This window comes from Agromyces sp. MMS24-JH15 (genome assembly GCF_043518605.1).
Classification (GTDB): Bacteria; Actinomycetota; Actinomycetes; order Actinomycetales; family Microbacteriaceae; genus Agromyces.
In genome coordinates, this window is the sequence record NZ_CP171358.1 from 1,232,911 (window position 1) to 1,258,773 (window position 25,863).

At 73.5% G+C, this 25,863-nt stretch carries 29 protein-coding genes; 17 read left to right on the forward strand and 12 right to left on the reverse strand.

Translation table 11 applies throughout. The features are described 5' to 3' along the window. Positions 1–48: 48 nt before the first annotated feature. The 9 genes from ACDF64_RS05620 (at position 49) to ACDF64_RS05660 (ending at position 8,339) form a co-directional block, all read left to right on the forward strand. Complete coding sequence (locus tag ACDF64_RS05620) at positions 49–621, forward strand: MarR family winged helix-turn-helix transcriptional regulator (protein WP_394553968.1); 573 nt, start codon at positions 49–51, stop codon at positions 619–621. Positions 622–723: 102 nt separating this feature from the next. Next, complete coding sequence (gene hemQ, locus ACDF64_RS05625) at positions 724–1,461, forward strand: hydrogen peroxide-dependent heme synthase (RefSeq protein WP_394553971.1); 738 nt, start codon at positions 724–726, stop codon at positions 1,459–1,461. Further along, on the forward strand, positions 1,461–2,744 hold the full coding sequence (locus tag ACDF64_RS05630; RefSeq protein WP_394553973.1) for a ferrochelatase: 1,284 nt from the start codon (positions 1,461–1,463) through the stop codon (positions 2,742–2,744). The genes hemQ and ACDF64_RS05630 overlap by 1 nt, the downstream gene beginning before the upstream one ends. Next, positions 2,741–3,700: a hydroxymethylbilane synthase gene (gene hemC, locus ACDF64_RS05635; RefSeq protein WP_394553975.1), complete on the forward strand. Its 960-nt coding sequence runs from the start codon at positions 2,741–2,743 to the stop codon at positions 3,698–3,700. Before ACDF64_RS05630 ends, hemC begins: the two co-directional genes overlap by 4 nt. Positions 3,701–3,714: 14 nt before the next feature. Beyond that, positions 3,715–4,512 carry a uroporphyrinogen-III synthase gene (locus ACDF64_RS05640; RefSeq protein WP_394555052.1) on the forward strand — a complete coding sequence of 266 codons (798 nt, stop codon included), beginning with the start codon at positions 3,715–3,717 and terminating at the stop codon, positions 4,510–4,512. 150 nt (positions 4,513–4,662) lie between these two features. After that, positions 4,663–5,247 carry a hypothetical protein gene (locus ACDF64_RS05645; protein WP_394553977.1) on the forward strand — a complete coding sequence of 195 codons (585 nt, stop codon included), beginning with the start codon at positions 4,663–4,665 and terminating at the stop codon, positions 5,245–5,247. Positions 5,248–5,367: 120 nt separating this feature from the next. Continuing rightward, positions 5,368–6,366, forward strand: a complete 999-nt coding sequence (gene hemB / locus ACDF64_RS05650; protein WP_394553978.1) for a porphobilinogen synthase — start codon at positions 5,368–5,370, stop codon at positions 6,364–6,366. Beyond that, on the forward strand, positions 6,363–7,682 hold the full coding sequence (gene hemL, locus ACDF64_RS05655) for a glutamate-1-semialdehyde 2,1-aminomutase (RefSeq protein WP_394553980.1): 1,320 nt from the start codon (positions 6,363–6,365) through the stop codon (positions 7,680–7,682). The genes hemB and hemL overlap by 4 nt, the downstream gene beginning before the upstream one ends. A 219-nt stretch (positions 7,683–7,901) precedes the next feature. After that, the gene (locus ACDF64_RS05660) at positions 7,902–8,339 is read left to right on the forward strand and encodes a hypothetical protein (RefSeq protein ID WP_394553982.1); all 438 of its coding nucleotides are present in this window, start codon (positions 7,902–7,904) and stop codon (positions 8,337–8,339) included. Positions 8,340–8,386: 47 nt separating this feature from the next. On the opposite strand, the gene ACDF64_RS05665 is transcribed toward ACDF64_RS05660, so the two are convergent. The 7 genes from ACDF64_RS05665 to ACDF64_RS05695 all read right to left on the reverse strand — a co-directional run bounded on the left by ACDF64_RS05665 (position 8,387) and on the right by ACDF64_RS05695 (position 15,222). After that, complete coding sequence (locus tag ACDF64_RS05665; protein ID WP_394553984.1) at positions 8,387–8,767, reverse strand: DUF1304 domain-containing protein; 381 nt, start codon at positions 8,765–8,767, stop codon at positions 8,387–8,389. Positions 8,768–8,769: 2 nt separating this feature from the next. Further along, on the reverse strand, positions 8,770–9,987 hold the full coding sequence (locus tag ACDF64_RS05670; RefSeq protein WP_394553986.1) for a winged helix DNA-binding domain-containing protein: 1,218 nt from the start codon (positions 9,985–9,987) through the stop codon (positions 8,770–8,772). Next, the gene (locus tag ACDF64_RS05675; RefSeq protein WP_394553988.1) at positions 9,984–10,814 is read right to left on the reverse strand and encodes an ABC transporter permease; all 831 of its coding nucleotides are present in this window, start codon (positions 10,812–10,814) and stop codon (positions 9,984–9,986) included. The genes ACDF64_RS05670 and ACDF64_RS05675 overlap by 4 nt, the downstream gene beginning before the upstream one ends. Then, positions 10,811–11,836, reverse strand: coding sequence for an ABC transporter ATP-binding protein (locus ACDF64_RS05680; RefSeq protein WP_394553990.1), 1,026 nt, complete (start codon positions 11,834–11,836; stop codon positions 10,811–10,813). The genes ACDF64_RS05675 and ACDF64_RS05680 overlap by 4 nt, the downstream gene beginning before the upstream one ends. 95 nt (positions 11,837–11,931) lie before the next feature. Next, on the reverse strand, positions 11,932–12,753 hold the full coding sequence (locus ACDF64_RS05685; RefSeq protein WP_394553991.1) for an isocitrate lyase/phosphoenolpyruvate mutase family protein: 822 nt from the start codon (positions 12,751–12,753) through the stop codon (positions 11,932–11,934). Next, positions 12,750–13,952, reverse strand: a complete 1,203-nt coding sequence (locus ACDF64_RS05690) for a cysteine desulfurase-like protein (RefSeq protein WP_394553992.1) — start codon at positions 13,950–13,952, stop codon at positions 12,750–12,752. Before ACDF64_RS05690 ends, ACDF64_RS05685 begins: the two co-directional genes overlap by 4 nt. 10 nt (positions 13,953–13,962) lie before the next feature. Continuing rightward, on the reverse strand, positions 13,963–15,222 hold the full coding sequence (locus ACDF64_RS05695; protein WP_394553993.1) for an FAD-dependent monooxygenase: 1,260 nt from the start codon (positions 15,220–15,222) through the stop codon (positions 13,963–13,965). Positions 15,223–15,345: 123 nt separating this feature from the next. Between ACDF64_RS05695 and ACDF64_RS05700 the strand changes: the two genes are divergently transcribed. Genes ACDF64_RS05700 through ACDF64_RS05715 form a run of 4 tightly spaced genes read left to right on the forward strand, consistent with a single transcriptional unit; the run spans position 15,346 to position 18,468 of the window. Then, positions 15,346–15,939 (forward strand): TetR/AcrR family transcriptional regulator, encoded by a 594-nt coding sequence (locus tag ACDF64_RS05700; RefSeq protein WP_394553994.1) that lies wholly within the window; start codon positions 15,346–15,348, stop codon positions 15,937–15,939. 9 nt (positions 15,940–15,948) lie between these two features. Continuing rightward, positions 15,949–16,788 carry an LssY C-terminal domain-containing protein gene (locus ACDF64_RS05705; RefSeq protein WP_394553995.1) on the forward strand — a complete coding sequence of 280 codons (840 nt, stop codon included), beginning with the start codon at positions 15,949–15,951 and terminating at the stop codon, positions 16,786–16,788. Next, a complete protein-coding gene (locus ACDF64_RS05710; protein WP_394553997.1) occupies positions 16,785–17,342 on the forward strand; it encodes a hypothetical protein in 558 nt (185 codons plus the stop codon). The genes ACDF64_RS05705 and ACDF64_RS05710 overlap by 4 nt, the downstream gene beginning before the upstream one ends. A 10-nt stretch (positions 17,343–17,352) precedes the next feature. Further along, on the forward strand, positions 17,353–18,468 hold the full coding sequence (locus ACDF64_RS05715; protein WP_394553999.1) for a serine hydrolase domain-containing protein: 1,116 nt from the start codon (positions 17,353–17,355) through the stop codon (positions 18,466–18,468). 22 nt (positions 18,469–18,490) lie between these two features. Here ACDF64_RS05715 and ACDF64_RS05720 read toward each other — a convergent pair whose 3' ends face one another. Beyond that, positions 18,491–19,387, reverse strand: a complete 897-nt coding sequence (locus ACDF64_RS05720; RefSeq protein WP_394554001.1) for a rhodanese-related sulfurtransferase — start codon at positions 19,385–19,387, stop codon at positions 18,491–18,493. Positions 19,388–19,488: 101 nt separating this feature from the next. Here ACDF64_RS05720 and ACDF64_RS05725 point away from each other — a divergent pair, with 101 nt between their 5' ends. After that, a complete protein-coding gene (locus ACDF64_RS05725; protein WP_394554002.1) occupies positions 19,489–20,034 on the forward strand; it encodes a YbhB/YbcL family Raf kinase inhibitor-like protein in 546 nt (181 codons plus the stop codon). 44 nt (positions 20,035–20,078) lie between these two features. Here the strand turns inward: ACDF64_RS05725 and ACDF64_RS05730 are convergent, their stop codons facing one another. After that, a complete protein-coding gene (locus tag ACDF64_RS05730) occupies positions 20,079–20,621 on the reverse strand; it encodes a hypothetical protein (protein WP_394554004.1) in 543 nt (180 codons plus the stop codon). A gap of 290 nt (positions 20,622–20,911) precedes the next feature. Next, entirely contained in the window at positions 20,912–21,550 is a 639-nt protein-coding gene (locus ACDF64_RS05735; protein ID WP_394554006.1) for a LysE family translocator, read from the reverse strand. A 101-nt stretch (positions 21,551–21,651) separates the two neighbouring features. Here ACDF64_RS05735 and ACDF64_RS05740 point away from each other — a divergent pair, with 101 nt between their 5' ends. From ACDF64_RS05740 to ACDF64_RS05750, 3 genes are all read left to right on the forward strand, one after another. After that, positions 21,652–22,719: an enoyl-CoA hydratase/isomerase family protein gene (locus ACDF64_RS05740; RefSeq protein WP_394554008.1), complete on the forward strand. Its 1,068-nt coding sequence runs from the start codon at positions 21,652–21,654 to the stop codon at positions 22,717–22,719. A gap of 74 nt (positions 22,720–22,793) precedes the next feature. Next, the gene (locus ACDF64_RS05745) at positions 22,794–23,219 is read left to right on the forward strand and encodes an SRPBCC family protein (protein WP_394554009.1); all 426 of its coding nucleotides are present in this window, start codon (positions 22,794–22,796) and stop codon (positions 23,217–23,219) included. A 10-nt stretch (positions 23,220–23,229) separates the two neighbouring features. Beyond that, complete coding sequence (locus ACDF64_RS05750) at positions 23,230–23,709, forward strand: MarR family winged helix-turn-helix transcriptional regulator (RefSeq protein ID WP_394554011.1); 480 nt, start codon at positions 23,230–23,232, stop codon at positions 23,707–23,709. Between the two features lie 253 nt (positions 23,710–23,962). On the opposite strand, the gene sufU is transcribed toward ACDF64_RS05750, so the two are convergent. Both sufU and ACDF64_RS05760 read right to left on the reverse strand, forming a co-directional pair. Beyond that, complete coding sequence (gene sufU, locus ACDF64_RS05755; protein WP_394554013.1) at positions 23,963–24,418, reverse strand: Fe-S cluster assembly sulfur transfer protein SufU; 456 nt, start codon at positions 24,416–24,418, stop codon at positions 23,963–23,965. Beyond that, a complete protein-coding gene (locus ACDF64_RS05760) occupies positions 24,415–25,764 on the reverse strand; it encodes an aminotransferase class V-fold PLP-dependent enzyme (protein WP_394554015.1) in 1,350 nt (449 codons plus the stop codon). Before ACDF64_RS05760 ends, sufU begins: the two co-directional genes overlap by 4 nt. Positions 25,765–25,863: the final 99 nt, after the last annotated feature.

Consider the following 25,863-nt stretch of genomic DNA (forward strand, 5'->3'; position numbering starts at 1 on the left):
AATCAGATAGCTTAGCGAGAAATATACCAAGAGGATAGAATCTCTCCCATGAAGAAGGACGCGACGCCGGCGGAGATCGCGGATCGGATGCTCGATCCGCGCATCGTCGATGCGAGCGAGGAGCTCGTGCACCGCACCGGCATGAGCGACGACGACGTCGCCCACACCGTCGAGGTGATGCGCGCGCTGCGCCGATGGCACCAGGCCTCCGAGCGCATGAGCGAGGCATCCAATCGCTACATGCGGCTGAACTCGACCGACATGCGCGCCCTGCGCTTCCTCATCGCCGCGCACAACCAGGGCGCGGTCGTGACCCCCGGGCAGCTGAGCGAACACCTCGCCATCTCGACCGCGGCGACCACGAAGATGCTCGATCGCCTCGAGGCCGGCCACCACGTCCTTCGCGCGCCGCATCCGACCGACCGCCGCTCGCTCGCGATCACGGTGACCGAGCACACCCGGCGCGACGCCCGCGAGACCGTCGGGCGCCAGCACGCGCGCAGGTTCGACGTCGCGGCGGCACTCGTGCCCGAGGAGCGCGACGTCGTCATCCGGTTCCTCGACGGGCTGAGCGCGACCGAGGTGCTCGAGGACGCCGAGGACGGCCTCGGCGCGGGCTGACGACGGGCCCGGAATCCTGCGGGTCCGCTGGGAAACGGCCCCGCGGTCGCGGGTCCGACCGGGCGCTTTTGCCCCTGCCGGGGAAAGGGGGAGACTTGAGGCATGTCTTCCCCCGCTGCCGAGGCGGCAGCCGACGCGCTCCGAAACGATTCCGAGGCCGAGCGGTCTCCCGCGGGCTACACGGTGTTCGCCGTGTTCCGGCGGGACCCGGTGAGGCCGGACGACCTCGACGGGCATGACGTCCCGCGATTCGTCCGAGAACTCGACGGCGTCATCTCGCTCGTCGAGGACGAGGGCGTCACCGTGCGCGGCCTCTACGACGTGTCCGGCCTGCGTGCCGACGCCGACGTGATGGTCTGGCTCCACGGCCCGACCGCCGAGGGCCTGCAGTGGGCGCTGCGCGAGTTCCGCCGCGCCCGCCTGTTCCGCGCGCTCCTGCCGACCTGGTACGCCATGGGCGTGCACCGCGACGCGGAGTTCAACAAGGCCCACGTGCCCGGATTCCTCCGCGGCATCGAACCGAAGCAGTGGCTCACGGTCTACCCGTTCGTCCGAAGCTACGACTGGTACCTGCTCGACCCGGCCGAGCGCGGCCGCATGCTCGCCGAGCACGGCCGCAAGGGCGCCGCGTTCACGAACGTCATCGCGAACACCGTGTCCGCGTTCGCGCTCGGCGACTACGAGTGGCTCCTGCCGCTCGAGGCGGACGAGCTCACCGACCTCGTCGACCTCATGCGCGACCTGCGCGCCACCGACGCGCGACGCCACGTCCGCGAGGAGGTCCCGTTCTACACCGGCCGGCGGGTCTCGACCGCCGAGCTCGTGGAGGTGCTCCAGTAATGGCCGCCGCGAACCTCGGATCGACGGGAGCGGATGCCCCGGAGCGCACGTCGGCCGATGCCGGCGCCCCGAACCGCGGCCGCAAGCCCGCGCCCGCGGCAACCGCCTGGTGCGAGCCCGGCGCGATCGTGCCCGGCGCGACCGCGGCCGCAGCCGGGGGCCCCGAGCACGTCACCGAACCCGTCGCCTACGACGCGATCCTGCTCGCCGGCTTCGGCGGCCCGGAGGGCCAGGACGACGTCATCCCGTTCCTGCGCAACGTCACGGGCGGCCGCGGCATCCCCGACGAACGGCTCGAAGAGGTCGCGCACCACTACCGCCACTTCGGCGGCGTGAGCCCGATCAACCAGCAGAACCGCGAGCTCAAGGCCGCGCTCGAGGCGGAGCTCGCGAGCCGCGGCATCGACCTGCCGGTGCTCTGGGGCAACCGCAACTGGGACCCGTACCTCAACGACGCGCTCGCCGAGGCGAAGGAGCGCGGCTTCACGAAGCTCATCGCGATCGCCACGAGCGCGTACTCGTCGTACTCGAGCTGCCGCCAGTACCGGGAGGACTTCGCCGACGCGCTCGCCGACAGCGGCACGGCCGAGTCGATCCGGATCGACAAGGTCCGCCAGTTCTTCGACCACCCCGGCTTCGTGCGGCCCTTCATCGAGGGCGTGCGCGACGGGATCGCGCAGCTCGAGGCATCCGTGCCCGGGCTCGATCGCGCCGCCGAGGTCGAGGTGCTGTTCGCGACCCACTCCATCCCCTCGACGGATGCCGCGAAGTCCGGCCCCGCCGAGCGCGGATTCGGCGAGGGCGGCGCGTACGCCGCCCAGCACCGGGCCGTCGCCGAGGTCGTCATGCGCGAGGCGGGGGCGACGGATGTCCCGTGGCAGCTCGTCTACCAGTCGCGCTCGGGCCCTCCGTCGATGCCGTGGCTCGAGCCCGACATCAACGACGCCATCGCGGAGCTGCCGGCCGCCGGTCGCAAGGCGATCGTGATCGTGCCCCTCGGGTTCGTGAGCGACCACATGGAGGTCCTCTGGGACCTCGACAACGAGGCGCTCGAGACCGCCGGCGAGCACGGACTCACCGCGGTGCGCGTGCCCACCCCGGGCCACCACCCCGCCTACGTCGCGGGCCTCGTCGACCTCGTCCTCGAGCGCGTCGCGGGCACGCCGGTCGCCGATCGGCCGGCGATGACCGAGCTCGGCCCCTGGTACGACGTGTGCCGGCCCGGCTGCTGCGAGAACGTCCGCCTCGGGTTCCGGCCCGCACTCGCAGGGATCGCGCCGTGAGCGCCGGGCGGGTCATCCGCGTCGGAACGCGCGGCAGCGCGCTCGCGCTCGCCCAGACGCAGCAGATCGCGGCCCGGATCGGGAAGGCCGCCGACGCCGAGATCGAGCTGGTCCAGGTGACCACGCAGGGCGATACCTCGCGCGCGTCGCTCGCGACGATCGGCGGGGAGGGCGTGTTCGTCGCGGCCCTGCGCGAAGCGCTGCTCGCGGGCGAGTGCGACGTGGTGGTGCATTCACTGAAGGACCTGCCGACCGCCGAGCACGAGGGACTGCGCCTCGGCGCGGTGCCCAAGCGCGCCGACCAGCGGGACGCGCTCTGCGCACGCGACGGGCTCACGCTCGCGACGCTGCCCGAGGGCGCGCGCGTGGGCACGGGTTCGCCGCGGCGCATCGCCCAGTTGGGCGCGGCCAGGCCCGACGTCGTCGCGGTCGACCTCCGGGGCAACGTCGACACCCGGCTCGGGAAGGTCGCCGCCGGCGAGCTCGACGCGGTGCTCCTCGCCGCCGCCGGCCTCGGCCGGCTCGGCCGGTCCGACGAGGCCACCGACCTGCTCTCGCTCTCGGACTGGCCGACAGCGCCGGGCCAGGGCGCGCTCGCGATCGAGGTGCGCCGCGAACGCGGCGAGCGGACGCTCGAGCAGGCGCTCGAGTCGATCGACCATCGCTCGACCCGGGCCGCCGTGCTCGCCGAACGGCTCGTGCTCGCCGGACTCGAGGCGGGATGCTCCGCGCCCGTCGCGGCGACCGCGTTCCTCGAGGACGAACTCCTGTTCCTCTCGGCGAGCGTGTACAGTGGCGACGGAACCCAGCAGCTGACAAGTTCTCATGCTGCGGTCCCAGAGAGCCGCTCCGCCGATCATCTTGCGGAAGCGGCCCGCGACATCGCAGATCGCGTCGTCGCGGAACTCCTCGGCAACGGCGCCGCCGCCCTTTCACGTCCCGAGGAGAGCCGGTGAGCGAATTCGAACCCATGACGGGCGCCATCAACCTGCCCGCGTCCGGGCTGGGGAAGCCGCTGTCCGGGTGGCGCGTCCTGGTCCCGCGCGGCGGTCCGTGGGGTGACAGCGTGGCCGCGTCGCTGCGTTCCCGCGGCGCGACGCCCGTGGTCGCCCCGCTCATCAACTTCGGCCCGGCCGACGACCTCCCGGCCCTCGAGGAGGCGCTGCGGAAGCTCGCCGCGGGCGGGTTCGACTGGCTGACCGTCACGAGCGCGACGACGGTCGACGTGCTCGCGTCGTACGCCGCGGTCATTCCGGCCTCGACGAAGGTTGCCGCGGTCGGCGAGACCACCGCGGCGGCGCTCGTCGCGGCCGGCTACCGCGCGGACATCGTGCCGAGCGAGGACAACTCGGCGAAGGGCCTGCTCGAGGAGTGGGAGGCCGCGACCGAGGGGCAGCTGGGGCTGCGCGTGCTCGCGCTCCGCTCGGCGATCGCGAAGCCAGTGCTCTCGGTCGGCCTGGCGCGCATCGGCCATCATGTCGAGGCGGTCATCGCGTACCGCACGGTGGGCGTGCCGGCCTCGCCGAAGGTGATCGAGGACGTCCGGGCGGGTCGCGTGAACGCCGTGCTCGTGACCTCGGGCAGCGTGGCGGAGCAGGTGCAGTCGCAGCTCGGCCCGATCCCGGAGACGACGCTCGTCGCGGCGATCGGTCCGCAGACGCGCAAGGATGCCGCGCAGGTCGGCCTCCGGGTCGACGTCGTCGCGGAGGAGCGGACGGCCGAGTCCCTCATCGACGCGGTCGTCAACGCCGCGCTCGCGAGCGCGTAACCGTCCGAAGCCGTCGGCCGGGCTCGGGTATCCTGCCGGAATGCCCGAGCAGACAGCGGTCGACTTCGATGTGCTCCGTTCGCATGCCCGCACGATCGAGGGCCGAACCGGCGTCGATGTCGGGCTCCTCCGCGAGCAGGGTGGGACACGGTGACCGCGAACGCGGCGGAACTCCGCGAACGGCTCTGGGCCCTGCGCCGTGACGCCGCCGCCATCTCGATCACGCGTCCGTATCGCCGGCTCTTCGGCGAGGGAGGCGTCCGCGCACGGGGCAGCGTCGAACCCACCCGGGGCTCGGGGGTCGATCCACTCGAGATCGTTGCGGCATCGCTCGAGTCGGCGGACGCCGCGATCGATGACGAGGGATCGATCAGGCTGACCGCCCGGGGTCGCGACTACCGCATCTCGACCCACACGGGAGGGCTCGCGGAGTACGAATCGGCGGTGTTCACCGGCGACTACGGGCTGAGCGCCGACGGCGTCGCCGTGCTGGTGACGGACAGCTCAGCCGTCTTCGCGCGCGTCCTCCGCGGTCTCGCCGCGGCACCGCAGCCGAGCGATCCGCTCGCGGCCGGCATCGAGGTCGGCACCTGGGCGAAGGATCCGTCCGCCTGGCCTCGCTACGTCGGTGCGCCCGAGTGGGGCGTCCACGCCGAGGCGTGGAGCGACGAGGCGGTGGAACGGCTCGGCTCGGCGATCACGGGGGCGCTCGCGGACGCCGGACTCGAACGATGACGGAGGCGCGCGGCGCTTCGCCGGAGCGGGACATCCGCTCGCCCGTCCGGTTCCGCTGCCGCTGACCTCGGGCGCCGGCGACCGGGCATCCGCCCAGCCGCCGCGACGTAGGCTGGTTCGGTGACCTCGACGCCCCACCCCGTCATCCGTCCGCGCCGCCTCCGCTCGACCCCGGCCCTGCGCCGTCTGGTCTCGGAGACCCGGCTGCACCCCGCCGACCTCGTGCTGCCGGTGTTCGTCCGCGAGGGCATCGGGGGGCCGATCCCGATCGCCTCGATGCCGGGCGTCGTGCAGCACTCGCTCGACTCCGTCCGCGCGGCCGTCGTCGAGGCGGCCGAGGCGGGCGTCGGCGGCATCATGCTGTTCGGCGTGCCCGAGGTGCGCGACGCGACCGGTACTGGCGCGACCGACCCCGACGGCATCCTGAACGTCGCGACGCGCGTCGTGCGCGATGAGGTCGGCGACGCGGTCGTCGTCCAGACCGACCTCTGCCTCGACGAGTTCACCGACCACGGGCACTGCGGCGTGCTCGACGCGCTGGGCCGGGTCGACAACGACGCCACGCTCGAGCGCTACGCCGAGATGGCGCTCGTCCAGGCCGCGAGCGGATCGCAGGTGCTCGGGCTCAGCGGCATGATGGACGGCCAGACCGCGGCGGTCCGCGCGGCCCTCGACGACGCCGGATTCCTCGACACGGCCCTCCTCGCCTACTCGGCGAAGTACGCGAGCGCCTTCTACGGGCCGTTCCGCGATGCCGTCGACTCGCAGTTGCAGGGCGACCGGCGCACCTACCAGCTCGACCCCGGCAACCGCCGCGAGGGGCTGCGCGAAGCCCTCCTCGACATCGAGGAGGGTGCGGACGTCGTCATGGTGAAGCCCGCCGGCTCGTACCTCGACGTGCTCGCCGATGTGAGCGCCGCGAGCGACGTGCCGGTCTGGGCGTACCAGGTCTCGGGCGAGTACGCGATGGTCGAGGCCGCCGCGATGCACGGCTGGATCGACCGCAGGCGTGCGGTGGCGGAGTCCGTGCGGGGCATCCGCCGCGCCGGCGCCGACGCCGTGCTCACCTACTGGGCGACCGAGCTCGCCGGCTGGATCCGGAACGGGGACGACGCATGACCACCAACGACGAGCTCTTCGACCGGGCGCGCGCCGCGATCTCCGGCGGCGTGAACTCGCCCGTCCGCGCGTTCCGGTCCGTCGGCGGGACGCCGCGGTTCCTGGTGTCCGCGCGCGGCCCGTACGTCACCGACGCCGAGGGGCGCGAGTACGTCGACCTGGTCGCCGGCTGGGGCCCCGCGATCCTGGGGCACGCCGACCCGCGCGTCGTCGAGGCGGTGCAGGATGCCGCGGCCCGCGGCCTCTCGTTCGGGGCATCCACCCCGGCCGAGACCGAGCTCGCCGAGCTCGTCGAGGAGCGCGTCGGCCCGGTCGAGAAGCTCCGCCTGGTCTCCACGGGCACCGAGGCGACCATGAGCGCCATCCGCCTCGCGCGCGGATTCACCGGTCGCGACCTGCTCGTGAAGTTCGCCGGGCACTACCACGGGCACTCCGACGGCCTGCTCGCCGAGGCGGGCTCGGGCCTCGCGACGTTCGCGCTGCCGGGTTCGGCGGGCGTGCCGGCCGACATCGCCGCGCTCACGCTGGTGCTGCCGTACAACGACCTCGATGCCGTGCGCGCCGCGTTCGCCGAGCACGGGGACCGGATCGCCGCCGTCATCGTCGAGGCCGCCGCGGCGAACATGGGCGTCGTCCCGCCGCTGCCCGGCTTCAACCGCGCGCTCGTCGAGATCGCGCACGCGCACGGCGCGCTCGTCATCAGCGACGAGGTGCTCACCGGGTTCCGGGTGTCGACCGCCGGATGGTGGGGGCTCGAGGCCGGGGGCGAGGCATCCGAGTACACGCCCGACCTGATGACCTTCGGCAAGGTCATCGGCGGCGGCATGCCCGTCGCCGCGCTCGGCGGCCGCGCCGAGATCCTCGACACGCTCGCCCCGCTCGGCCCCGTCTACCAGGCCGGCACGCTGAGCGGGAACCCGGTCGCGGTCGCCGCCGGCATCGCGACGCTGCGTGCGGCGGATGCCTCGGTGTACGCCGCGCTCGACCGGAACGCGGCGATCGTGGGCGACGCCGTCTCGGCCGCGCTCACGGCCGAGGGGGTTCCGCACGGCGTGCAGCGCGCGGGCAACCTCTTCAGCTTCGTCTTCGGCGAGGAGGTGCCGGTGTTCGACTACGCCGCCGTGCAGCGCCAGGAGTCGTGGCGGTACGCCCCGTTCTTCCACGCCATGCTCGACGCGGGCGTCTCGCTCCCCCCGAGCGTGTTCGAGGCGTGGTTCGTGACGGCCGCGCACGACGACGCCGCGCTCGCGCGCATCGTCGACGCGCTGCCCGCGGCCGCCCGCGCGGCCGCTGCCGCGACCCGCCCGGCCGGCTGACGCTCGGCGCCCGGCGTCCCGCTCCCGCCGCCCCGCTCCCGATCCCGCCGCCGCGGCCGGAAGCAACTGTCGGCGTTCGAAGCACGTCGGGAGGTGCTTCGAACGCCGGAAACGGCTTCCGGCGCGCAGGGCGAGTCCGGTCGGCCGGCGCGCGGGGCGAATCGGGAACGTCCCGACCGAGTGCCGGAATCGGCATGCGTTCTCGGGCAGGATGGGGGAATGGCCAACATCCGGGTCCACGCAGATCGCCTCGAGGTGCACCTCGGCGCGACCGAGAAGTCGCTCGCGCTGCGCGGCGCCGACGTCGTCATCCAGCGCGAGGACATCCGGTCGGCCACCATCACGGACGACCCGTGGATCTGGATCCGGGGCATCCGCCGACGCGGCACCGAGGTGCCGCTCGTCGTCGCGGTCGGCACGTGGAAGTACCACGGCGGTCTCGACTTCGTCGTCGTGAAGGGCAAGCGCCAGGCCGTCGTGCTCGAGCTCAGCGCGGGGGAGTTCTCGCGCCTCATCCTCAGCACGAGCCACGCGGCCGAGCTCATCGACCGGCTGAAGGTGTCGGCCGAGGAGGCCCTCCCCGAGCCGGGCGACGCGGATCCCGATGCCGACGACGACGAGTCCGCCGACCTCGACGAGTCGCTGTCGAACGACTGACGGCCGTCAGTCCGCCCGGCGGCCGACGGTTCGACGACCGACGACGGCTACGCGAACAGGAACAGCACGAACCCGATGAGCGGGAGCGTGCCCTGGATCACCGCGGGTCGCAGGTAGCCGCGCCCCGTCGTCGTGAGCACGACGGCGGCGAGCGTCATGCACGCCGTGGTGAAGAGCACGAGCGCGAGCCCCGCCGAGGTCGCCCCGGACCAGTACAGCGCGAGGCCGAGCGCCGCGCCGAGGCCGAGGAACAGGTTGTAGAAGCCCTGGTTGTACGCCATCGGCCGGACCACGTCGGCCTGCGCCTGGTCGCGGACGCCGAATCGCCGCCAGATCGCTGGGCGCGTCCACCACGCGCTCTCCATGAGGAAGATGACGCCGTGCAGCAGCGCGGCGAGGGCGACGACGATGCTCGCGAAGACGGCCATGGTCACTCCTTCGTTCCGGGGGCGGGAGGCAGGATATCGCGGGGCGGGGCGCCGGCGGCCGCCGCGTCGAGCGGCGCGGCGTCCACGGTCACCGGCAGCCCGAGGAACCGTTCGACGTCGACGACGGCCGTGTCCAGCGAGTTCTGCTCGGCACGGGACATCCGCCGCCAGGGCACGAACCGCAACCGGGCCCGCTTCGCCTCGACGACGGGTGCCCACCGCCCCACGAGCACGCCGCCGGTCGCGACCGCGTGCAGCGGGAACTCGGGCGCGACGGAGTCGGTGCGGTCCGGCGGCAGCAGGTACGCGCGCGGCACGGCGTAGCCCATCACGTACTCGTCGTACGCCTGGAGCAGGTCGATGCGCTGCACGTCGTCGTCGGCCGCGGCCCGGCCGGGATCGCGCGCCGACCACGCGGCGGAGACGCCCTCGTCGTGCCAGAGCTCGGCCGAGGCATCCGACCCGAATCGCGCGATGCGACCGCCGGTGCGAGCGGATGCCTCGGCCAGCGCGCGCCGCGCGTCCCGGAGCCCGAACCCGCTCCAGGCCGAGAAGTCGCGCGCGCTCGCGGGCGATCGGGTGAGCAGGAAGCGCTCGGCGAGTTCGGCGAGCGCGTCCTCCCGGTCGCGCGGCGGGGAGGCCGGGACGCGCTCGTCGAACGCGGCGTAGGTGCGCTGCTTGCCGACGCTCGCGCCGGAGATGAGCACGCGCTCGAGCTCGGCGCGGATCAGGAGGAAGAGCAGCGTCCCGCCCTTCGTCTCCCAGCCGACCGCGCCGAGCGCATCGGCGAGCTCCTCGCGCGTGCGGTGCCGGCCGTCGGCCACGGCGGCCGCGAGGGCGTCGAGCGCGCGGGTCGCGGCCTCGCCCTCGATCCCGAGCCGGCGGTCGTAGGTCGCCTGGATCCGGCGGACCCGCTCGGCTGAGAGCTCGAGCAGCCACCGGATGTCCTCCGGGACCGCGAAGTGCCAGGTCGGGCGCAGCACGTGCGTGCGGAGGATCTCGCCGCGGTCGAGCATCGCCGCGGTGTCGGCCGCCGTCGGCCGGACCCCGGCGGGGATCCGCTGGGCGAGCCCCCATTGCGCGGGCAGGTACTCCTGCGACTGCACGGCGACGGCCCGGCGCACGAGGTCCACGGGGGCGGCCGGGCGCTCCTCGACCACCGACGGCCGCAGGCCCTGCGCGAAGAGCCGCCGCGAGCGCAGCTCGGCGAGGTCGGTCACGTGACGTCGCGCCGCCAGGTGGTCGCGCCGCCGATGACCGTGAGCAGCGCGGCGTAGCCGGCGAGCACGAGCCCGCCCTGCCACCACTCGAGGCTCGCGCTCTGCCCGATCGCGGCCATCGAGTAGATGGATGCCCCGACGAGGGCATCGCTCGCGGCCCCAGGGAGGTACTTGCCGATCTCGGCCGTGACGTCCGACAGCGACGACACGAGCCGGAGCATGGGTTCGACGAACTGGGTGAAGGCGATCACGATGACGATCGCGGCGACCTGGTTCGGCACGACCGCGCCGAGTCCGACGCCGATCGCGCCCCACAGCGCCATCGCGAGGATGCCCCGGCCGACCATCGCCCACGTGTCGGTCGCGTCGAGCGTCGGGTCGACGCCGAACGCGGAGAGCGCGGCGGCCCCCGCGCCGACGGACGCCGCGAAGCCGAGCACGCCGAAGACGGCGCCCACGACGAGTTGGCTGGCCAGCTTGCCGGTGAGCACGACCCCGCGCTTCGGGGTCGCGAGGAAGGTCGGCGTGAGGGTGCGGTGCCGGAACTCGCCCGTGACCGCGAGCGCGCCGAGCAGCACGGGGAAGACGTATCCGATGGAGGTCGCGAAGCTGTAGATGAGCGGCGGGAGGTCGATCCCGGGCGTGATCGGCGGCTGGCCGCCACCCGCCCGCGCGGCCTGCTCGGGGTTCGCGATCGCCCACGCGAGGAACGCGCCGAGGCCGCCGGCGAGCAGCCCCACGTAGACGACGAGGAGGATCGCGAGGAGCCACCACATGCGGGTGGTGAGGGTCTTCTGGAACTCGGCCGCGAGTGCGCGCACGGTCACGCCTCCCGATCGTCGGCCGAGGCGTCGGAAGCGTCGGGTGCGGGTGCGGGTGCGGGTGCGGGTGCTGGTGCCGGATTCGGTGGGCTCGCGGGAGGCGGGCCGTCCGGCGGCGCGTCCGGCGGGGCATCCTCGTGCGTCTGGCCGGTGAGCGCGAGGAACGACTCCTCGAGGCCCGACTTCAGGCGGTGCAGCGCGCTCAGCTGCACGCCGGCCGCGAATGCGACCGCGCCGACGCGGCCCGGGTCCGGTTCGTCCACGATGAAGCCGCTGCGACCCGGCGTCGCGTCGAGTCCCGCCGCGGTGAGCGCGGCGCCGAGCGCGGCGCGGTCCGGGGCGTCGACGATCGTGCGCGGTGCGGCGTCGAGTTCGAGGCTCACGATCGTGCCGCTCTTCACGAGCCGGCCGCGGGAGATGATGACGACCTCGTCGACGGTCTGCTGCACCTCGCTCAGCAGGTGCGAGCTCACGAGCACCGTCCGGCCCTCGCGCGCGAGACCCTGGAGGAACACGCGGATCCAGCGGATGCCCTCGGGGTCGAGTCCGTTGATCGGCTCGTCGAGCACGAGCACGCCCGGGTCGCCCAGCAGCGTGTACGCCAGCGAGAGGCGCTGCCGCATGCCCAGCGAGTAGCCGCCGACCCGACGGTTCGCGTACTCGGCGATGCCGACGAGCTCGAGGACCTCGCCGACGCGCGCCTTCGGGATGCCCGCGGCGGTCGCGTACACGCGCAGGTGGTCGCGCGCGGTCCGGCCCGGGTGGAATGCGGCGTCGAGCGCGGCGCCGACGGTCTCGAGGGGCCGATCGAGCTTCGCGTAGGGCGTGCCGGCGAAGGTCGCGGTCCCCGCGGTCGGCTTCACGAGGCCGAGGAGCGACCGGAGGGTCGTGGTCTTCCCGGCGCCGTTCGGACCGAGGAACCCCGTGACCCGACCCGGTTCGACCGTGAACGACAGGTCCTCGACCGCGGTCACGTGCCCGAACCGCTTCGTGAGCCCCTGGATCTCGATGGGGATGCCGCGTGCCACTGCGCCTCCTTCGTCGGGAGCATGAGCGCCGCTTCGGGCCGCGCCCCCGCAGCCTCAGGCGGCCGGAGCCGCCACGAGCCACCCTAGCGCGGCGGTCAGTTGAGCGGGCGGATGCCACTCGGCAGGACGCCGCCGTCGTACAGCGAGGTCGCGAGGTCCTGGAGCGTGCCGAGCACGACGCGCTGCGTGTACGGGCCGTACGAGAGGCGGGCGACGCCGAGTTCGGCGAGCCGGGCCGGCGGCGGGACATCCGGCAGGCCGATCAGGCTCACCCGGCGCTCGCCGATGCCCGCGACGAGGTCGGCGACCACCGACTCGCCGAGGTTGCCGGGCACGAACACGCAGGTCGCGCCCTCGTCGAGGAACGCGCGGCCGCGCTCGATGGCGTCGGCGACCGACTCGGCGACGGGCCGGCCGCCTCCACGCAGGAACGCGTCGGTGCGGGCGTTGAGCGCGAACGGCACGCCCTCGGCGTCGGCCGCCGCGACGGCGGCGCGGACCGCGGCGACCGCGTCGGGCAGCGGCTTCAGCTCGTCCTCGAGGTTGGCGCCGACGATGCCCTCGGCGATCGCGAGCCGGATGGTCTCGCCGGCGTCGCCGTACCCGGCCTCGAGGTCGGCCGACACGGGCACGTCGACGGCGCGGGCGATGCGGCCCGCCATGTCGAGCATGAGCGCCCGCGGGATCCGCTCGCCGTCGGGGTAGCCGAACGTCGCCGCGATCGAGTGGCTCGCAGTCGCGAGGGCCCGCGTGCCGGGCAGGCCGGCGACGGCGCGCGCGCTCACGACGTCCCACACGTTCACGACCTGGAGCAGCTCGGATGCCTCGTGCAGCCGCCGCAGGAGCGCGCCGCGCTCGGCGGTCGCGGCCGGGTCGGCCGGGTCGGTGCGCGCGGTGGTCGGGTCGGTCGTGGTCATGCGAGGGCTCCCTTCAGGCCGTCGAGCAGTCGCTCGACGTCGGTGTCGTCGGTGTAGGGCGCGAGGCCGACGCGCAGGCCGCCGGCGTCGCCGAGCCCGAGGCGACGGGATGCCTCGAGCGCGTAGAAGTTGTGGCTCGGCGCGAGCACGCGCCGCTCCGCGAGCGCGGCCGACACGTCGGCGGCGGCCCGCCCGTCGAAGGTCATCAGGATGGTGGGCGTGCGGCGGGCGGCGCGCGACCGGACGGTCACGCCGGGCAGCTGCGCCAGCCCGTCCTCGAGACGGCGGCGCAGGGTCTCCTCGTGCGCGTGCAGTGCGGCGTACGACGCGACGAGCCGGTCGCGGCGGCCGCCGGTCGCGGAGTCGTCGAGGCCCGCGAGCACGTCGACGGCGGCCGTGACGCCCGCGAGCTGCTCGTACGGCAGCGTCCCGAACTCGAAGCGCTCGGGCACGTCGTCGGTCGAGGGGAGGAGCTTGTCGGGCCGGATCTCGTCGAGGAGCTCCGGTTCGGCGACGAGCACGCCGCAGTGCGGGCCGAGGAACTTGTACGGCGAGCAGGTGAACAGGTCGGCGCCGAGCGCCGCGAGGTCGGGCAGTTCGTGCGCGGTGAAGTGCACGCCGTCGACGTACGCGAGCGCGCCGACCGCGTGCGCGGAGTCCGCGATCGCCGCGACGGCGGGCATCGTGCCGATGAGGTTCGACGCGGCCGTCACCGCGACGAGCCGGGTGCGGTCGGAGAGCACCGCCTCGACGGCCGCGACGGGGAGTTCGCCGGTCTCCGGGTCGAAGTCGGCCCAGCGCACGGTCGCACCCGCGCGCTCGGCGGCCTGCACCCACGGCCGCACGTTCGAGTCGTGGTCGAGTCGGGTCACGACGACCTCGTCGCCGGGGCCCCAGTCGCGCGACAGGTGGCGCGAGAAGTCGTAGGCGAGCTGCGTCGCGCTCCGCCCGTGCACGACGCCGCGCGGGTCGGCGCCCGTGAGGTCGGCGACGGCCACGCGGAACTCGCGGACCGAGTCATCCGCCCGCTGTTCGCTCACGCTCGAGGTGCCGCGGTTCGACAGCGGCCCGACGAGGGTCGCGGCGATCGCCTGGCCGACGGCGAGCGGCGTCTGCGTGCCGCCCGGCCCGTCGAACTGGGCCCATCCCGACTCGAGCGAGGGGAACTGCGAGCGGATCCGGGCGACGTCGTAGGCCATGGGGTCGAGCCTAGGCGGCGCGGGCGGCGGGGCGGGCGGAGGTGGGCGGCGCGGGATCGGGCAGGGTCGGTTCGGCGCCGCGCCCGGCGCGGAACAGGCGCTGCACGAGCGGGCGGAGGGCGCGCGACAGCATGAGGCCGGTCGTGAGGCGCGACATCGCCTGCCCGAGACGCGAGCCGACGACGAAGAACCGGATGCTCCCGCCGGGGATCGCCTTGCCCGCGGCGGCGAATGGCGCGAGGTCGACGGCGTACCGGGCCAGCGCGCCCGGGAGGTCCTCGGGTGCCGACGCGATCCGCCGCGCCAGCAGGTGGGCGCTGACGAGGGCCGTCGCGGTGCCCATGCCGGTCAGCGGGGACCCGCTCGCCGCCGCGTCGCCCACGAGGGCGACCCGCCCGACCGCCGGCACGGGCACGTCGATGCGGACGAGCTCGTCGAAGTAGAAGTCGGTCGCCGTGGACATCGCCGCGAGCGCGGTCGGGGCGTGCCATCCGGCGCCGGCGAGCGCGCTGCGGATGCGGGCCTCCTGCGCGTCGCGGTCGCCGCGCAGCGACGCGTCGTGGTCGATCCGGAGCGTGATGAGCGCCATCGCGGTCGCCGGGTCGGCGCCCGGGCGCAGGCCGAACGTCGCGCCGGGCACCGACCGCATCGCGAACCAGCCGGGTTCGAGGTCGGCGGGGCGCGGCAGCGTGAAGAACGCGGTGCAGCCGCCGAGGCGGGTGGCGAACCGGTCCTCGGGGCCGAACGCGAGTCGGCGCGTCGCCGAGTGGACGCCGTCGGCGCCGACCACGAGGTCGAACCGTTCCGCGGCCCCGGAGGCGAAGGTCGCATCGACCCCGTCGGCGTCCTGCACCAGGGCGGTGAGGTGCTCGCCGTAGCGGAGGTCGAGGAGGCCGGGCGCGGCGGCGTCGGCGGCCGCGAGGGCGTCGAGCAGCACCCGGTTCAGGTCGCCGCGCGCGATCTCGATCTCGGCGACGGCCCCCTCGCCGTCGAAGTCCTCCATCGACATGCGCCCGTACACGCGGCCGCGGCCGTCGACGTAGGCGAGCCCGCGCTCGTCGATCCGGTGCCGGAGGATCTCGGGGAGGAGCCCGAGTCGCTCGGCGACCTCCCGGCTCGCGCCGCGGAGGTCGACGGCCTGGCCGCCCGGGCGAGGGGCGGGTGCGCGCTCCACGACGGTCGTGCGGACGCCGTCGCGCACGAGTCCGAGCGCGAGCGCGAGGCCGGCGATGCCGCCGCCCGAGATGAGCACGTGCGGGGTGGTGGTCATGGTGGATCCCTTCGTCGGATGCCGCGGATCAGGGTGGCACATATGTCTGAGACATCCGTTCTACTCGTTATTCAGACGTTTGTCTAGCACGGATGTCTCAGACGTTCGGGTACCATGCGGGACATGGGCAACCGCGAAGACCTGCTGGCCGGCGCCCGCCGGGTGATCGCCGATCGGGGGGTCGCGAAGGCGACCGCACGCGACATCGCGAACGAGGCGGGCGTCAGCCTCGCCGCGATCGGCTACCACTTCGGGTCGAAGGACCGCCTCATCACCGAGGCGCTCGTCGAGGCGCTCGGCACCGGGATCGGGGAGGACATCGAGGCCCTCATGCTCGAGGGACGCGGCGGCACGCTGCTCGACGGCTTCGCCGCGACCTGGAACGCGATGCCCGCGGTGTTCGCCGCCAACCGCGAGGCGCTCCTCGCGGGCCTCGAGAACAGCGTGCGCGTGCTCCGCGACCCCGAGGCCGGCCGCCACCTGAGCGAGGCCTCCGCCGAGGGCTACCGCGGGATGGCCGACAACCTCCGAGTCGCCTACCCCGATCTCGACGACGAGCAGGTCGACGCGGTCGCCAAGCTGTACTTCGCGCTCGTGCAGAGCCTCGGCATCCTGTGGTTGCTGAGCCCCGACCGCGGCGTGCCCACCGGGGACGAGCTCGCCGTCGCCGTCGCGGCGATCGCGGGCTCCGGAGGCCCGGGGGCCACCGCGGGCTAGGGTGTCCGCATGGCCGTGCAGACGGAGGGTGGCCGTGGGGGCGGGCGGCAGCGACGCTTCTCGCTCAACGTCCTGCTCGACGGCTTCTTCTTCGTCTTCGCGGGCCTCGCGGCGATCTGGCTCGCGATCCTGCTGTTCACCGAGTCGTTCTCGTTCGGCTGGTGGGGCATCCTCGTCTTCGTCGTGTTCTGGGTCCTGCTCGCGTACCTCGTGCTGCCCCGGCTCCACCGCATCCTCACGACCATCTACGTGCCCGACTACTTCATGGGCCGCACGCGCACGAGCGACGGCCTGCTCGGCGACCCGGTGAACCTCGCCGTCCGCGGCGAGGAGGCGCAGATCCACCGCGCGCTCGAGGAGGCCGGGTGGACCCGGGCCGATGACGTCACGCTCGGCACGAGCTGGAAGATCATCGCCTCGACGCTCACGCGCCGCAGCTACGACGAGGCGCCCGTGAGCCCGCTGTTCCTGTTCGGGCGGAAGCAGGACTTCGCCTACCAGCAGGAGGTCGAGGGGAATCCCGCGAAGCGGCACCACGTGCGCTTCTGGCGGACGCCCTCCGGCTGGCTCCTGCCCGGCGGGGCGCGCGTCGACTGGCTCGCGGCGGGCACGTTCGACCGGCGCGTCGGGCTGTCGCTGTTCACGCTGCAGGTCACGCACAAGATCGACGCGAACACCGACATCGAGCGCGACCACATCGTCGGGTCGCTGACCGGGGCCGACCCGGCCGTCCGGGTCGACGTGCTGCACGACTTCTCGACCGGGTACCACTCGCGCAACGGCGGCGGCGACACCATCCACACCGACGGCGACCTGCCTGTCATCGACGTGGGGGCGGTGCCGGCATGACGGATGCCTCGAAGCGTCGCGCGTACGAGTCGCCGGGCGACCTCGCCCGGCCCGAGCGGGAGGACCCGCGGATGCGCCGGCCGGCGGCGATCGCGGTCGGGGCGGTGCTCGTGGGGCTCCGGACCCTCGCCGGCGTCCTCTGGCTCGCCGCCCTGCTCGCGGTGAGCGGCGACTACGTCGACGCCGAACTCGGAGACGACGGCCTCGACCTCGCCGATGCCGATGCGCAGGCCGTCGGCATGGTCGTCGTCGGAGTGCTCGTCATCGGCGGCGGCATCCTGCTGCTCATCGAACTCGTGCTCGGGGTGGTCGTCTACTTCGGCGTGAACTGGGCGCGGATCACCCTGCTCGTGCTCGGCACGCTCAGCATCAGCGGCACGTTCGCGTCGTGGTGGGCCGGCGACCAGGAGATCCACCTCGACTTCACGCTCGTGACGCTCGCGCTCGACATCCTCGTCATGCTCGCGCTGTCGAGCGAGCCCGCCCGACGGTACGCCCGGCGGAAGGAGCGGGTCAGGGGCACCCCGGATCCTCGCGCGACGGCGCGCGGATAGCGTCGTCGGCATGCCCGTCGCCGAACCCGTCGCGCCTGCCCGTCCGCGTGCCCGCGTCCTGCTCCTCGCCGTCGCCTCCGCCGCCGTCTGCGGTGCGCTCCTCGCCGGGTGCGCGCCGTCCGGGCCCTCGCCGACCGAGGAGACCGCCGCGCCCTCCGGCGCGAGCGGCGACGTCGACCTGATCGCAGCGATCCGCCCGAGCTTCCCCGACGCCGACCAGGTCGTCGCGGTGGCCGTCGTCGACGGAGACGGGGTGCGCACCGCCTACCTCAACGCCGACGCCGGAACGGTCTTCGAGGTCGGCTCGATCTCGAAGACGACGGTCGGGTTGCTGCTCGCCGAGGCGATCGAGCGCGGCGAGGTCGAGCTCGACGACCCGATCGGCGACTACCTCGACCTCGGCGACTCGCCCGCGGCATCCGTCACCTTCGACGAGTTGTCGAAGCACAGCTCGGGCCTGCCGACCTTCCCCAGCGATCCGGCCTGGCGGGCGCGCATCGAGCCGGCCTTCCTCGCGGGCGAGGACGTGCTCGACGAGACCGTCGACGAACTCGTCGCCGAGGCCGCCGCCGAGCCGCTCGCGCCGGATGCCCCGCCCCAATACTCGAACCTCGGCGCCTCGCTCGCCGGGCAGGCGCTCGCGGCCGCCGCGGGCACCGACTTCCGCAGCCTCCTCGTCGAGCGGGTGTTCGAGCCCGCGGGCATGGAGACCGCATGGCTCACCGTCGAGGACGACGAGGTGCCCGCCGGGCTCGCGCCCGGATTCCTCGCCGACGGCGGCGCGGCCGAGCCGTCGACCCTCGGCGCGTACGCGCCCGCCGGCGGCATCACGGCGACCCTCGACGACATGGTGGCCTACGCGCGGGCCGTGCTCGACGGGCCGTTCGCCGACAGTGCCGCGATCGTCCGCCGCCAGGGTGCGCTCGATACCGAGATCGGCTACTTCTGGGGCGCGGAGGCCGACCACGACGGGCACGAGCTCGTCGAGCACGGCGGCGTGACGGCGGGGTTCGGGGCGACGCTCCGGATCGACCGCACCGCGGGGACTGCGGTGATCGTGCTGTCGAACCGCGGCGATTCGATCGACGACGTCGGAGAGTCGATCCTGCTGCGCTTCGCGTCCTGACCGGGGGTCGCTCGCCGAGACCTCACGCCACCGCGGCGTGGGTCGCGCACGCGACGGCGACGCACGACTCGCACACGACCGCCTGCTCCCGGCACGAGGCATCCGGGCAGTTGGCCGTGCGCTTCGTCGCCGCACCGCACCCCGCACATGTGCCGATCACGGCGGCGTGGTCGCTGAAGTCGACCGACCCGCGCCGGTCGAACACGTAGAGCGAGCCCTCCCAGAGTCCGTCGTCGCCGAAGCGTTCGCCGTAGCGGACGATGCCGCCGTCGAGCTGGTACACCTCGCCGAAGCCGCGCTCGACCATCAGGCTCGACAGCACCTCGCAGCGGATCCCGCCCGTGCAGTACGTCACCACGGGTCGGCCCTTGAGGTCGTCGTAGCGGCCGCTGTCGAGCTCGGCGACGAAGTCGCGCGTGGTCTCGACGTCGGGCACGACCGCGCCGCGGAACCGCCCGATCTGCGCCTCGAGCGCGTTGCGACCGTCGAAGAAGACGAGCTCCTCGCCGCGCTCGGCGACGAGTTCGTGCAGCGCGTCGGGGGTGAGCTTCGCGCCGCCGCCCACCACGCCCGCTGCGTCGACGCGGAGTTCGCCGGGTGCGCCGAACGAGACGATCTCGTCGCGCACCTTCACGCTGAGCTTGGGGAAGTCGAGGCTCGCACCGGATGCGTCGAGGCCCGTGCCCTCGCTCCACTTGAAGTCGATCGATTTGAAGGGGGCGTAGTCGCGCGTGCGGCGCACGTAGCGCTTCAGCGCCTGCATCTCGCCGCCGAGCGTGCCGTTCAGCCCGTCCTTCGAGATGAGGATCCGCCCGCGCAGGCCGAGCGAGTCGGCCAGGTCGCGCTGCCACAGCCGGATCGCCTCGGGGTCGGCGAGCGGCGCGAACACGTAGTAGAGCAGGATCTTGGCGAGCGGCACGGCGCCGATCCTACGTGCGCGACCCGAGGGGATGCCCATAGCCTGAAGTCGTGCCCGCGGCCGCCAGGTTCGACCCGGGTCCAGCGCGGAGGGAGTCGACGATGCTCGAGGTGGATCCGTACGCGGCGCTGCAGGCGCTGCGCCCCGTCGGCCGGTTCGAGGTGACCAGCACCGACTTCGAGGACGGCGAGCCCCTGCCGCTCCCGCTGCAGGCGTCCGGCCCCGGCGCGGGCGATCGGTCGCCGCAGCTGTCCTGGTCGGGGTTCCCGGCGGGCACGGCGAGCTTCGCGGTCACGTGCTTCGACCCGGATGCCCCGACCGCCTCGGGCTGGTGGCACTGGGCCGTGGCGAACATCCCGGCCGACGTGACGAGCCTGCCGCCCGGCGCGGGCGAGGCCGGAGGGTTCAGGCTGCCGCGCGGTGCGCTCGTCCTCGGTAACGAGACCGGCGAGCACCGCTACGCGGGCTCGTCGCCGCCGCCCGGCTCGGGCGTGCATCGGTACTTCTTCGTGGTCACGGCACTGGATGTCCCGCGCCTGGACCTGGATCCGGATGCCACGCCCGCCGTCCTCGGCGGCCGCAGCTTCGCCCACACGCTCGCGCGGGGCATCCTCGTCGGCACGGCGGTGAACCCGGCGGACGCCTAGCCGCCGACCCCGGGCGGTTCAGTGCGGACGCGGGCAGTACCCCTTCACTCCGGGGCGGCGAGCATCGCGGACAGCAGGGCGTCGACGTCGAACGCCTCGCCGTCCGTGATCAGGACGTAGGCGAGGTTCGCCCCGTCGGTGGCATACCACACGCCGTTCGCCGCATCGCCGTGGCGTACGGCGGAGACCGCGCCGGACACATCGACCCGCTCGGCGCCGGGCAGCTCGGCTGCTTCGTCGACCGCCCACGATGCCCCTGGGAAGAGGTTGGCGAACGCGGACGAGGTCCCGGAGGGCACCCACCAGGCGCACGCTTCCGATCCGGGCGCCTCGAACAGCCGGGTGAGCGGCGCCGACGCGTCCACGACGGGCTCGGAGCAACCCTCGCCGACGATCAGGTCGCGAAGGTCCGCAGGGATGGGGATGAGCGTGACGATCACGCTCCCCGCGCCGTCCACGCCGCTCCATCGACACGTGATCCGGCCGAGCGAACGCGCGTCGATCGTCTCGATCGTCAGCGCGGAATCGGGCTGGAGCTCCGACGAGGTGCCACCGGGATCGAGTGAGGCCGAGGCGGCGCCGATCACCGATGCGATCTCATCGTCCGATGCGACATCGGGGCAGGCGTCATCGAGCGCGCGCTGCGGAACGATCGCTTGGCTTGCGGGCTCGGGAGCCGGTTCAGCGGCCGGCGCACTCCTGGCACAGCCGACGAAGCGAGTTCGACGAGGAGGACGAGCGGAAGGATCGCGAGCAGTCGCGGACGCGGTCGGGTCACGCGCTCACGCTAGCGACGGCCGCGATCGAAGGACAAACACCTGATTCCGCTCGGATCCGGACGCCGACCGACGACGGGCAGGCCCGGATCAGCCCACGCTCAGTGCGAGGCGCCGGACAGCGCGAGCACGCCGCCGAGGCCGATCATCATCGCGCCGCCGGTGCCCGCGAGGCGCTCGGCCCGCTTGGGGGACTTCACGAACCAGTCGCGTGCCGACCCGGCCGCCAGCGCCCACGTGCTGTCGCCGATCAGCGCCATCACGAAGAACACGAACCCGAGTTCCAGGAGTTGGAGCGTCGCCGAGCCGGCCTCGAGCGAGACGAACTGCGGGAGCACCGCCACGAAGAACGCGATCGTCTTCGGGTTCGTGACGCCGACGATGAATCCCTGCCCGAGCTGGCGCCACCGCGATCGCCGTGCGACCGGCGCCGAGAGCGCGGCCGCAGCATCGCCTCGGTGCCGGATCGCCTGGATGCCGAGGTAGGCGAGGTACAGCGCACCGACGATCTTCAGCACGGTGAAGAGCACGACGGACTGGGCGACGAGGGCCCCGACCCCGAGGGCGACCGCCGCGATCAGCGGCAGCAGGCCGAGCGCGTTGCCGAGGACGCTGAGCAGGCCGCCGACTCGCCCGAGCACGAGCGCGCGGCCGACCGAGAAGAGCACGCTCGGGCCGGGGATTGCGATGAGGATCGCCGATGCGACGACGAACGCCCACAGGTTCTCGACAGGGACCATCCGGAGATCCTACGCCGCGCCGCGGCGAGCGGTGCCCGAGGGCCGGGCCACCCCACCCGCAGCCGGATGCCGCAGGGGCACGATGCGGATAGCGTGGCGACATGAGCGACCTCATCCAGGCGACCGTTGCCGACGGCCTCGGCCACCTCACGCTCGACCGACCCGCGGCGATCAACGCGCTCAACTGGGAGATGGTCCAGGCGCTGACGGTCGTGCTCGAGGCCTGGCGCGACGATACCGAGGTCGGGCTCGTGCTGCTCGACGGGGCCGGCGACCGGGGGTTCTGCGCCGGCGGGGACATCCGCGAACTCCACCGGTTCGCCTCCGACGGCCGGCACGAGGAAGCCCACCGCTTCTTCCGCACCGAGTACCGGCTCGACGCGATGATCGCCCGGTACCCCAAGCCGGTCGTCTCGCTCATGGACGGCATCACGATGGGCGGCGGCATCGGGCTCGCCGGGCATGCCTCGACCCGGGTCGTGACCGAGCGCTCGCGGCTCGCGATGCCCGAGACGCGGATCGGCTTCACGCCGGACGTCGGCGGCACCTGGCTGCTCGCGAGCGCGCCCGGCGAACTCGGCGTGCACGTGGCGCTGAACGCCCGCACGATGGATGCCGCCGACGCGATCCACGCCGGCTTCGCCGACGCGTACGTGCCGTCCGATCGGCTCCCGCACCTCATCCAGGCGCTCGCGGAGCGCGCCGACCCCGGCACGCCCGCCGAGATCGTGATGCTGTTCGACGAGACGCCGGGGCCGTCCGCCCTCGCGCTCGCGCGCGACTGGGTCGACGAGTGCTACTCGGCGCCCACCGTCGGCGAGATCATCGAGCGGCTCCGCGCGGCCGGTCGGCGGGGCGTGGCGGATGCCTCGGCCGCGGCCGACGAACTCGAGACGCTGTCGCCGACCGCGCTCACGGTCACGCTCGAGGCGGTCCGACGTGCGCGCGTGCTGCCGCGCCTCGAGGACGCGCTCGAACAGGAGTTCCGCGCGGTCACGTGGTTCATCGAGCACCCGGACCTGCACGAGGGCATCCGAGCGCAGGTCATCGACAAGGACCGGAATCCGCGCTGGCTGCCCGCGTCGCTCGCGGACGTGCCCGAGGATGTCCCCTCCCGCGCCCTCGACGAGCAGCGGTTCCCCGGGGTGTGGCAGACCGCGGGAGCGTAAGCGCCGAGGAGTCGGCTCGACAGGCGGGCCCGATTCGAGGTATAGTAAGCGCACTTACTACTTAGGAGGTTGCCATGTGGACCACGAGTCATCAGGGAAGGACCGCCGCACCGCCCGCCGCGGTCTGGTCGGCGCTGGAGGCGTTGCACTCCGGAACCCCGCTCGGCCCGAACTCGGACGCGTTCGAACTGCACGGTCCGTTCGAGGTCGGCACCACGCTGACGGTCACGCCGCAGGGCCAGGAGCCGATGCAGTCGACGATCGTCGAACTCGACCCCGGCCACGTGTACGCGGACCGCACGATCTTCGGCGATCTCGTGCTCACGTTCCGTCACGACCTGGCTCCCGCGCCCGACGGCGGCACCGTCGTCACGCACACGCTGACGATCGCCGGCCCCGAGGCCGACCGGATCGGCCCCGAACTCGGACCGCAGATCAGCGACGACTTCCCCGCGGCCATGGCCGAACTGGTCGGCGCGGCCGAACGGCTTCCGGTGTGAGCGGGCGACGATGACCGGCGGGCTCGACACGCGCCACCCGGATGCCGAATCGAGCCCCGGGCTGGCGCTCTGGCGAGTCACCAACGGGTGGCAGCGACAGATGCGCGCCGCCCTCGCGCCCCACGGGCTGACCCACGTCCAGTTCGTCCTCCTCGCCTCGCTGGTCTGGATGGATCGCTCCGAACCAGTCAGCCAGCGCGACCTCGCGGAGCATGCCGGCCTCGACGTCATGATGACGTCGCAGGTGCTCCGCGCGCTCGAGGCCAAGGCGTACGTCCGACGTGCACCGCACCCGACGGACGGGCGGGCCATCGCCCTCGATCCGACGAGCGAGGGCATCGCGCTCGCGAATCGCGCCGTCCGGGACGTCGAGGCCGCCGATGCCGCCTACTTCGGCTCGCTCGCGCCCGACCTGCACGCACCGTTCCTCGCCGCCCTCCACCGGCTCGAACCCGACCGGCGGCCGGGACCCGGTCCGATGGTCGAGTAGCGCCGACCGGAGTCGCCCATCGATGGTCGAGTAGCGCCGACGGAGTCGCCCATCGGTGGTCGAGTAGCGCCGACGGAGTCGCCCATCGGTGGTCGAGTAGCGCCGACGGAGTCGCCCATCGGTGGTCGAGTAGCGCCGACGGAGTCGACGCGTATCGAGACCCGCCCGCATGGTCTCGATACGCGTCCTCGCTCCGCTCGGGCGCTACTCGACCACCGGAAGTCCGGGCGCTACTCGACCACCGGTCCGGCCGCTACTCGACCGCCGGGAGCCGCGCCTCGCGCACGCTCGCCTCGAGCGCGACCCAGGGCAGCATCGCGCACTTCACGCGCATGATGTAGCGGGAGACGCCGTGGAACGCGATCCCGTCGCCGAGGAGCTCCTCGTCGGGCTCGCCCTCGCCCTTCGACCGCAGCATCGTGCGGAACGCGTCGGCGAGTTCGAGCGCCCGGTCGGTGCGTTCGCCTCGGACGAGATCGGTCATGACCGAGGTCGACGCCATCGAGATGCTGCAGCCGTCGCCCTCCCACGCGACCTCCTCGATCCGCTCGCGAGCCGGGTCGAGGCGCACGCGGACCGTCACCTGGTCGCCGCAGGTCGGGTTGAGCTCGTGGTGCGACGCGTGCGCGTCGACGAGCTCGCCCTCGCCGTGCCGGGCCTTCGAGTGGTCGAGGATGATCTGCTGGTACAGCGCCTCGCTCCCGCTCATGCGGGCACCTCCTGCCCGACACCGGATGACTCGACCCCGGATGATTCGACCCCGAAGAACCGCCGCACGCCCGAGAGCGCCTCGACGAATCGGTCGGCCTCCTCGTGCGTCGTGTACACGTACGAGCTCGCACGGGTCGACGCCGTCGCGCCGAGCGCCCGGTGCAGCGGCTGCGCGCAGTGGTGTCCGACGCGGACCACGACGCCCGCGTCGTCCAGCACCTGGCCGACGTCGTGCGCGTGGACGCCGTCGACGACGACGCTCACGAGCCCGGCCCGCCGCTGCCCGGCCTGCGGCCCGATCACGCGGACGCCCGGGAGCGCCGAGACCCCGTCGACGACGCGCGCGGCGAACGACTCCTCGTGCCGGGCGACCGCGTCCATCCCGAGCGCCTCGAGGTACCGCACCGCCTCGGCGAGCGCGACCACCTGCGAGACCGGCTGGGTGCCCGCCTCGAAGCGCTGCGGCGACGGCAGGAAGGATGCCTCGTCGAACGTGACGGTCGTGATGGTCGACCCGCCGGTGCGGGCCGGCGGCAGCGCGTCGAGCAGCTCGGCGCGGCCGTAGAGCGCACCGATCCCGTTCGGCCCGAGCATCTTGTGGCCGCTGAACGCCGCGAAGTCCACTCCGGAGCCCGCGAAGTCGACCGGGCGATGCGGCACCGACTGGCACGCGTCGAGCACGACGAGCGCGCCGTGCCGGTGCGCGACGTCCACGACGTCCGCGACGGGCGCGAGGTATCCGGTGACGTTCGACACCTCGGCGAACGCGACGACGCGCGTGCGCGACGTGATCGCCTCCGCCATCGCGTCGATCGACCAGACGCCGTGCTGGTCGACCCGCACCGCAACGAGCCGCGCGCCGGTGCGCGCGGCGAGCCGCTGCCAGGGGATCAGGTTGGCGTGGTGCTCGGATTCCGGCACGACGATCTCGTCGCCGGCTCCGAGCGAGAACGCGGATGCCTCGGCGCCGCCGAGGCCCGCGCTCGCATCGGACATGCCGAGCGCGACGATGTTCAGCGCGTCGGTCGCGTTCTCCGCCCAGACCAGTTCGCGCTCGCCGGCGCCGACGAAGCGCGCGACGGTCTCGCGCGCCTCCTCGAACAGGGTGGTCGACTCCCCGACGGCGCTGCTCGCGCCGCGGTGCACCGCGGCGAGGTGGTGCTCGAGGTAGTCGCGCTCGGCGTCCAGTACGGCGCGCGGGCGCTGCGAGGTCGCCGCGGAATCGAGGTACGCGGGAACGGCGGCACCGTCGGAACGGGCTGCGAAGGCGGGGAAGTCCGCACGGATGGCATCGACCGTGCGGCCGCCCACCGTGTCGGTGTCGATCGTGGTCATCCCCTCCATCGTCCCACGGCTCGGAGTCGCGGCGGCAGTCGGGGACGAATGCGTCGCCCCGCGACCGTCTCCCGAACGAGGGACGACCGGCACGGGACATCCGAGACC

Excerpts from the sequence above, each read along its gene's own strand:
- ACDF64_RS05690 (WP_394553992.1), bottom strand. The coding sequence starts at position 13,952 with ATGGCCTACGACGTCGCCCGGATCCGCTCGCAGTTCCCCTCGCTCGAG.
- ACDF64_RS05620 (WP_394553968.1), top strand. The coding sequence starts at position 49 with ATGAAGAAGGACGCGACGCCGGCGGAGATCGCGGATCGGATGCTCGAT.
- ACDF64_RS05735 (WP_394554006.1), bottom strand. The coding sequence starts at position 21,550 with ATGGTCCCTGTCGAGAACCTGTGGGCGTTCGTCGTCGCATCGGCGATC.
- hemQ (WP_394553971.1), top strand. The coding sequence starts at position 724 with ATGTCTTCCCCCGCTGCCGAGGCGGCAGCCGACGCGCTCCGAAACGAT.
- ACDF64_RS05745 (WP_394554009.1), top strand. The coding sequence starts at position 22,794 with ATGTGGACCACGAGTCATCAGGGAAGGACCGCCGCACCGCCCGCCGCG.
- ACDF64_RS05760 (WP_394554015.1), bottom strand. The coding sequence starts at position 25,764 with ATGGAGGGGATGACCACGATCGACACCGACACGGTGGGCGGCCGCACG.
- ACDF64_RS05665 (WP_394553984.1), bottom strand. The coding sequence starts at position 8,767 with ATGGCCGTCTTCGCGAGCATCGTCGTCGCCCTCGCCGCGCTGCTGCAC.
- ACDF64_RS05750 (WP_394554011.1), top strand. The coding sequence starts at position 23,230 with ATGACCGGCGGGCTCGACACGCGCCACCCGGATGCCGAATCGAGCCCC.
- ACDF64_RS05640 (WP_394555052.1), top strand. The coding sequence starts at position 3,715 with ATGACGGGCGCCATCAACCTGCCCGCGTCCGGGCTGGGGAAGCCGCTG.
- ACDF64_RS05725 (WP_394554002.1), top strand. The coding sequence starts at position 19,489 with ATGCTCGAGGTGGATCCGTACGCGGCGCTGCAGGCGCTGCGCCCCGTC.
- ACDF64_RS05740 (WP_394554008.1), top strand. The coding sequence starts at position 21,652 with ATGAGCGACCTCATCCAGGCGACCGTTGCCGACGGCCTCGGCCACCTC.
- ACDF64_RS05685 (WP_394553991.1), bottom strand. The coding sequence starts at position 12,753 with ATGACCACGACCGACCCGACCACCGCGCGCACCGACCCGGCCGACCCG.
- ACDF64_RS05715 (WP_394553999.1), top strand. The coding sequence starts at position 17,353 with ATGCCCGTCGCCGAACCCGTCGCGCCTGCCCGTCCGCGTGCCCGCGTC.
- ACDF64_RS05660 (WP_394553982.1), top strand. The coding sequence starts at position 7,902 with ATGGCCAACATCCGGGTCCACGCAGATCGCCTCGAGGTGCACCTCGGC.
- ACDF64_RS05700 (WP_394553994.1), top strand. The coding sequence starts at position 15,346 with ATGGGCAACCGCGAAGACCTGCTGGCCGGCGCCCGCCGGGTGATCGCC.
- ACDF64_RS05710 (WP_394553997.1), top strand. The coding sequence starts at position 16,785 with ATGACGGATGCCTCGAAGCGTCGCGCGTACGAGTCGCCGGGCGACCTC.
- sufU (WP_394554013.1), bottom strand. The coding sequence starts at position 24,418 with ATGAGCGGGAGCGAGGCGCTGTACCAGCAGATCATCCTCGACCACTCG.
- ACDF64_RS05630 (WP_394553973.1), top strand. The coding sequence starts at position 1,461 with ATGGCCGCCGCGAACCTCGGATCGACGGGAGCGGATGCCCCGGAGCGC.
- ACDF64_RS05695 (WP_394553993.1), bottom strand. The coding sequence starts at position 15,222 with ATGACCACCACCCCGCACGTGCTCATCTCGGGCGGCGGCATCGCCGGC.
- ACDF64_RS05705 (WP_394553995.1), top strand. The coding sequence starts at position 15,949 with ATGGCCGTGCAGACGGAGGGTGGCCGTGGGGGCGGGCGGCAGCGACGC.
- hemL (WP_394553980.1), top strand. The coding sequence starts at position 6,363 with ATGACCACCAACGACGAGCTCTTCGACCGGGCGCGCGCCGCGATCTCC.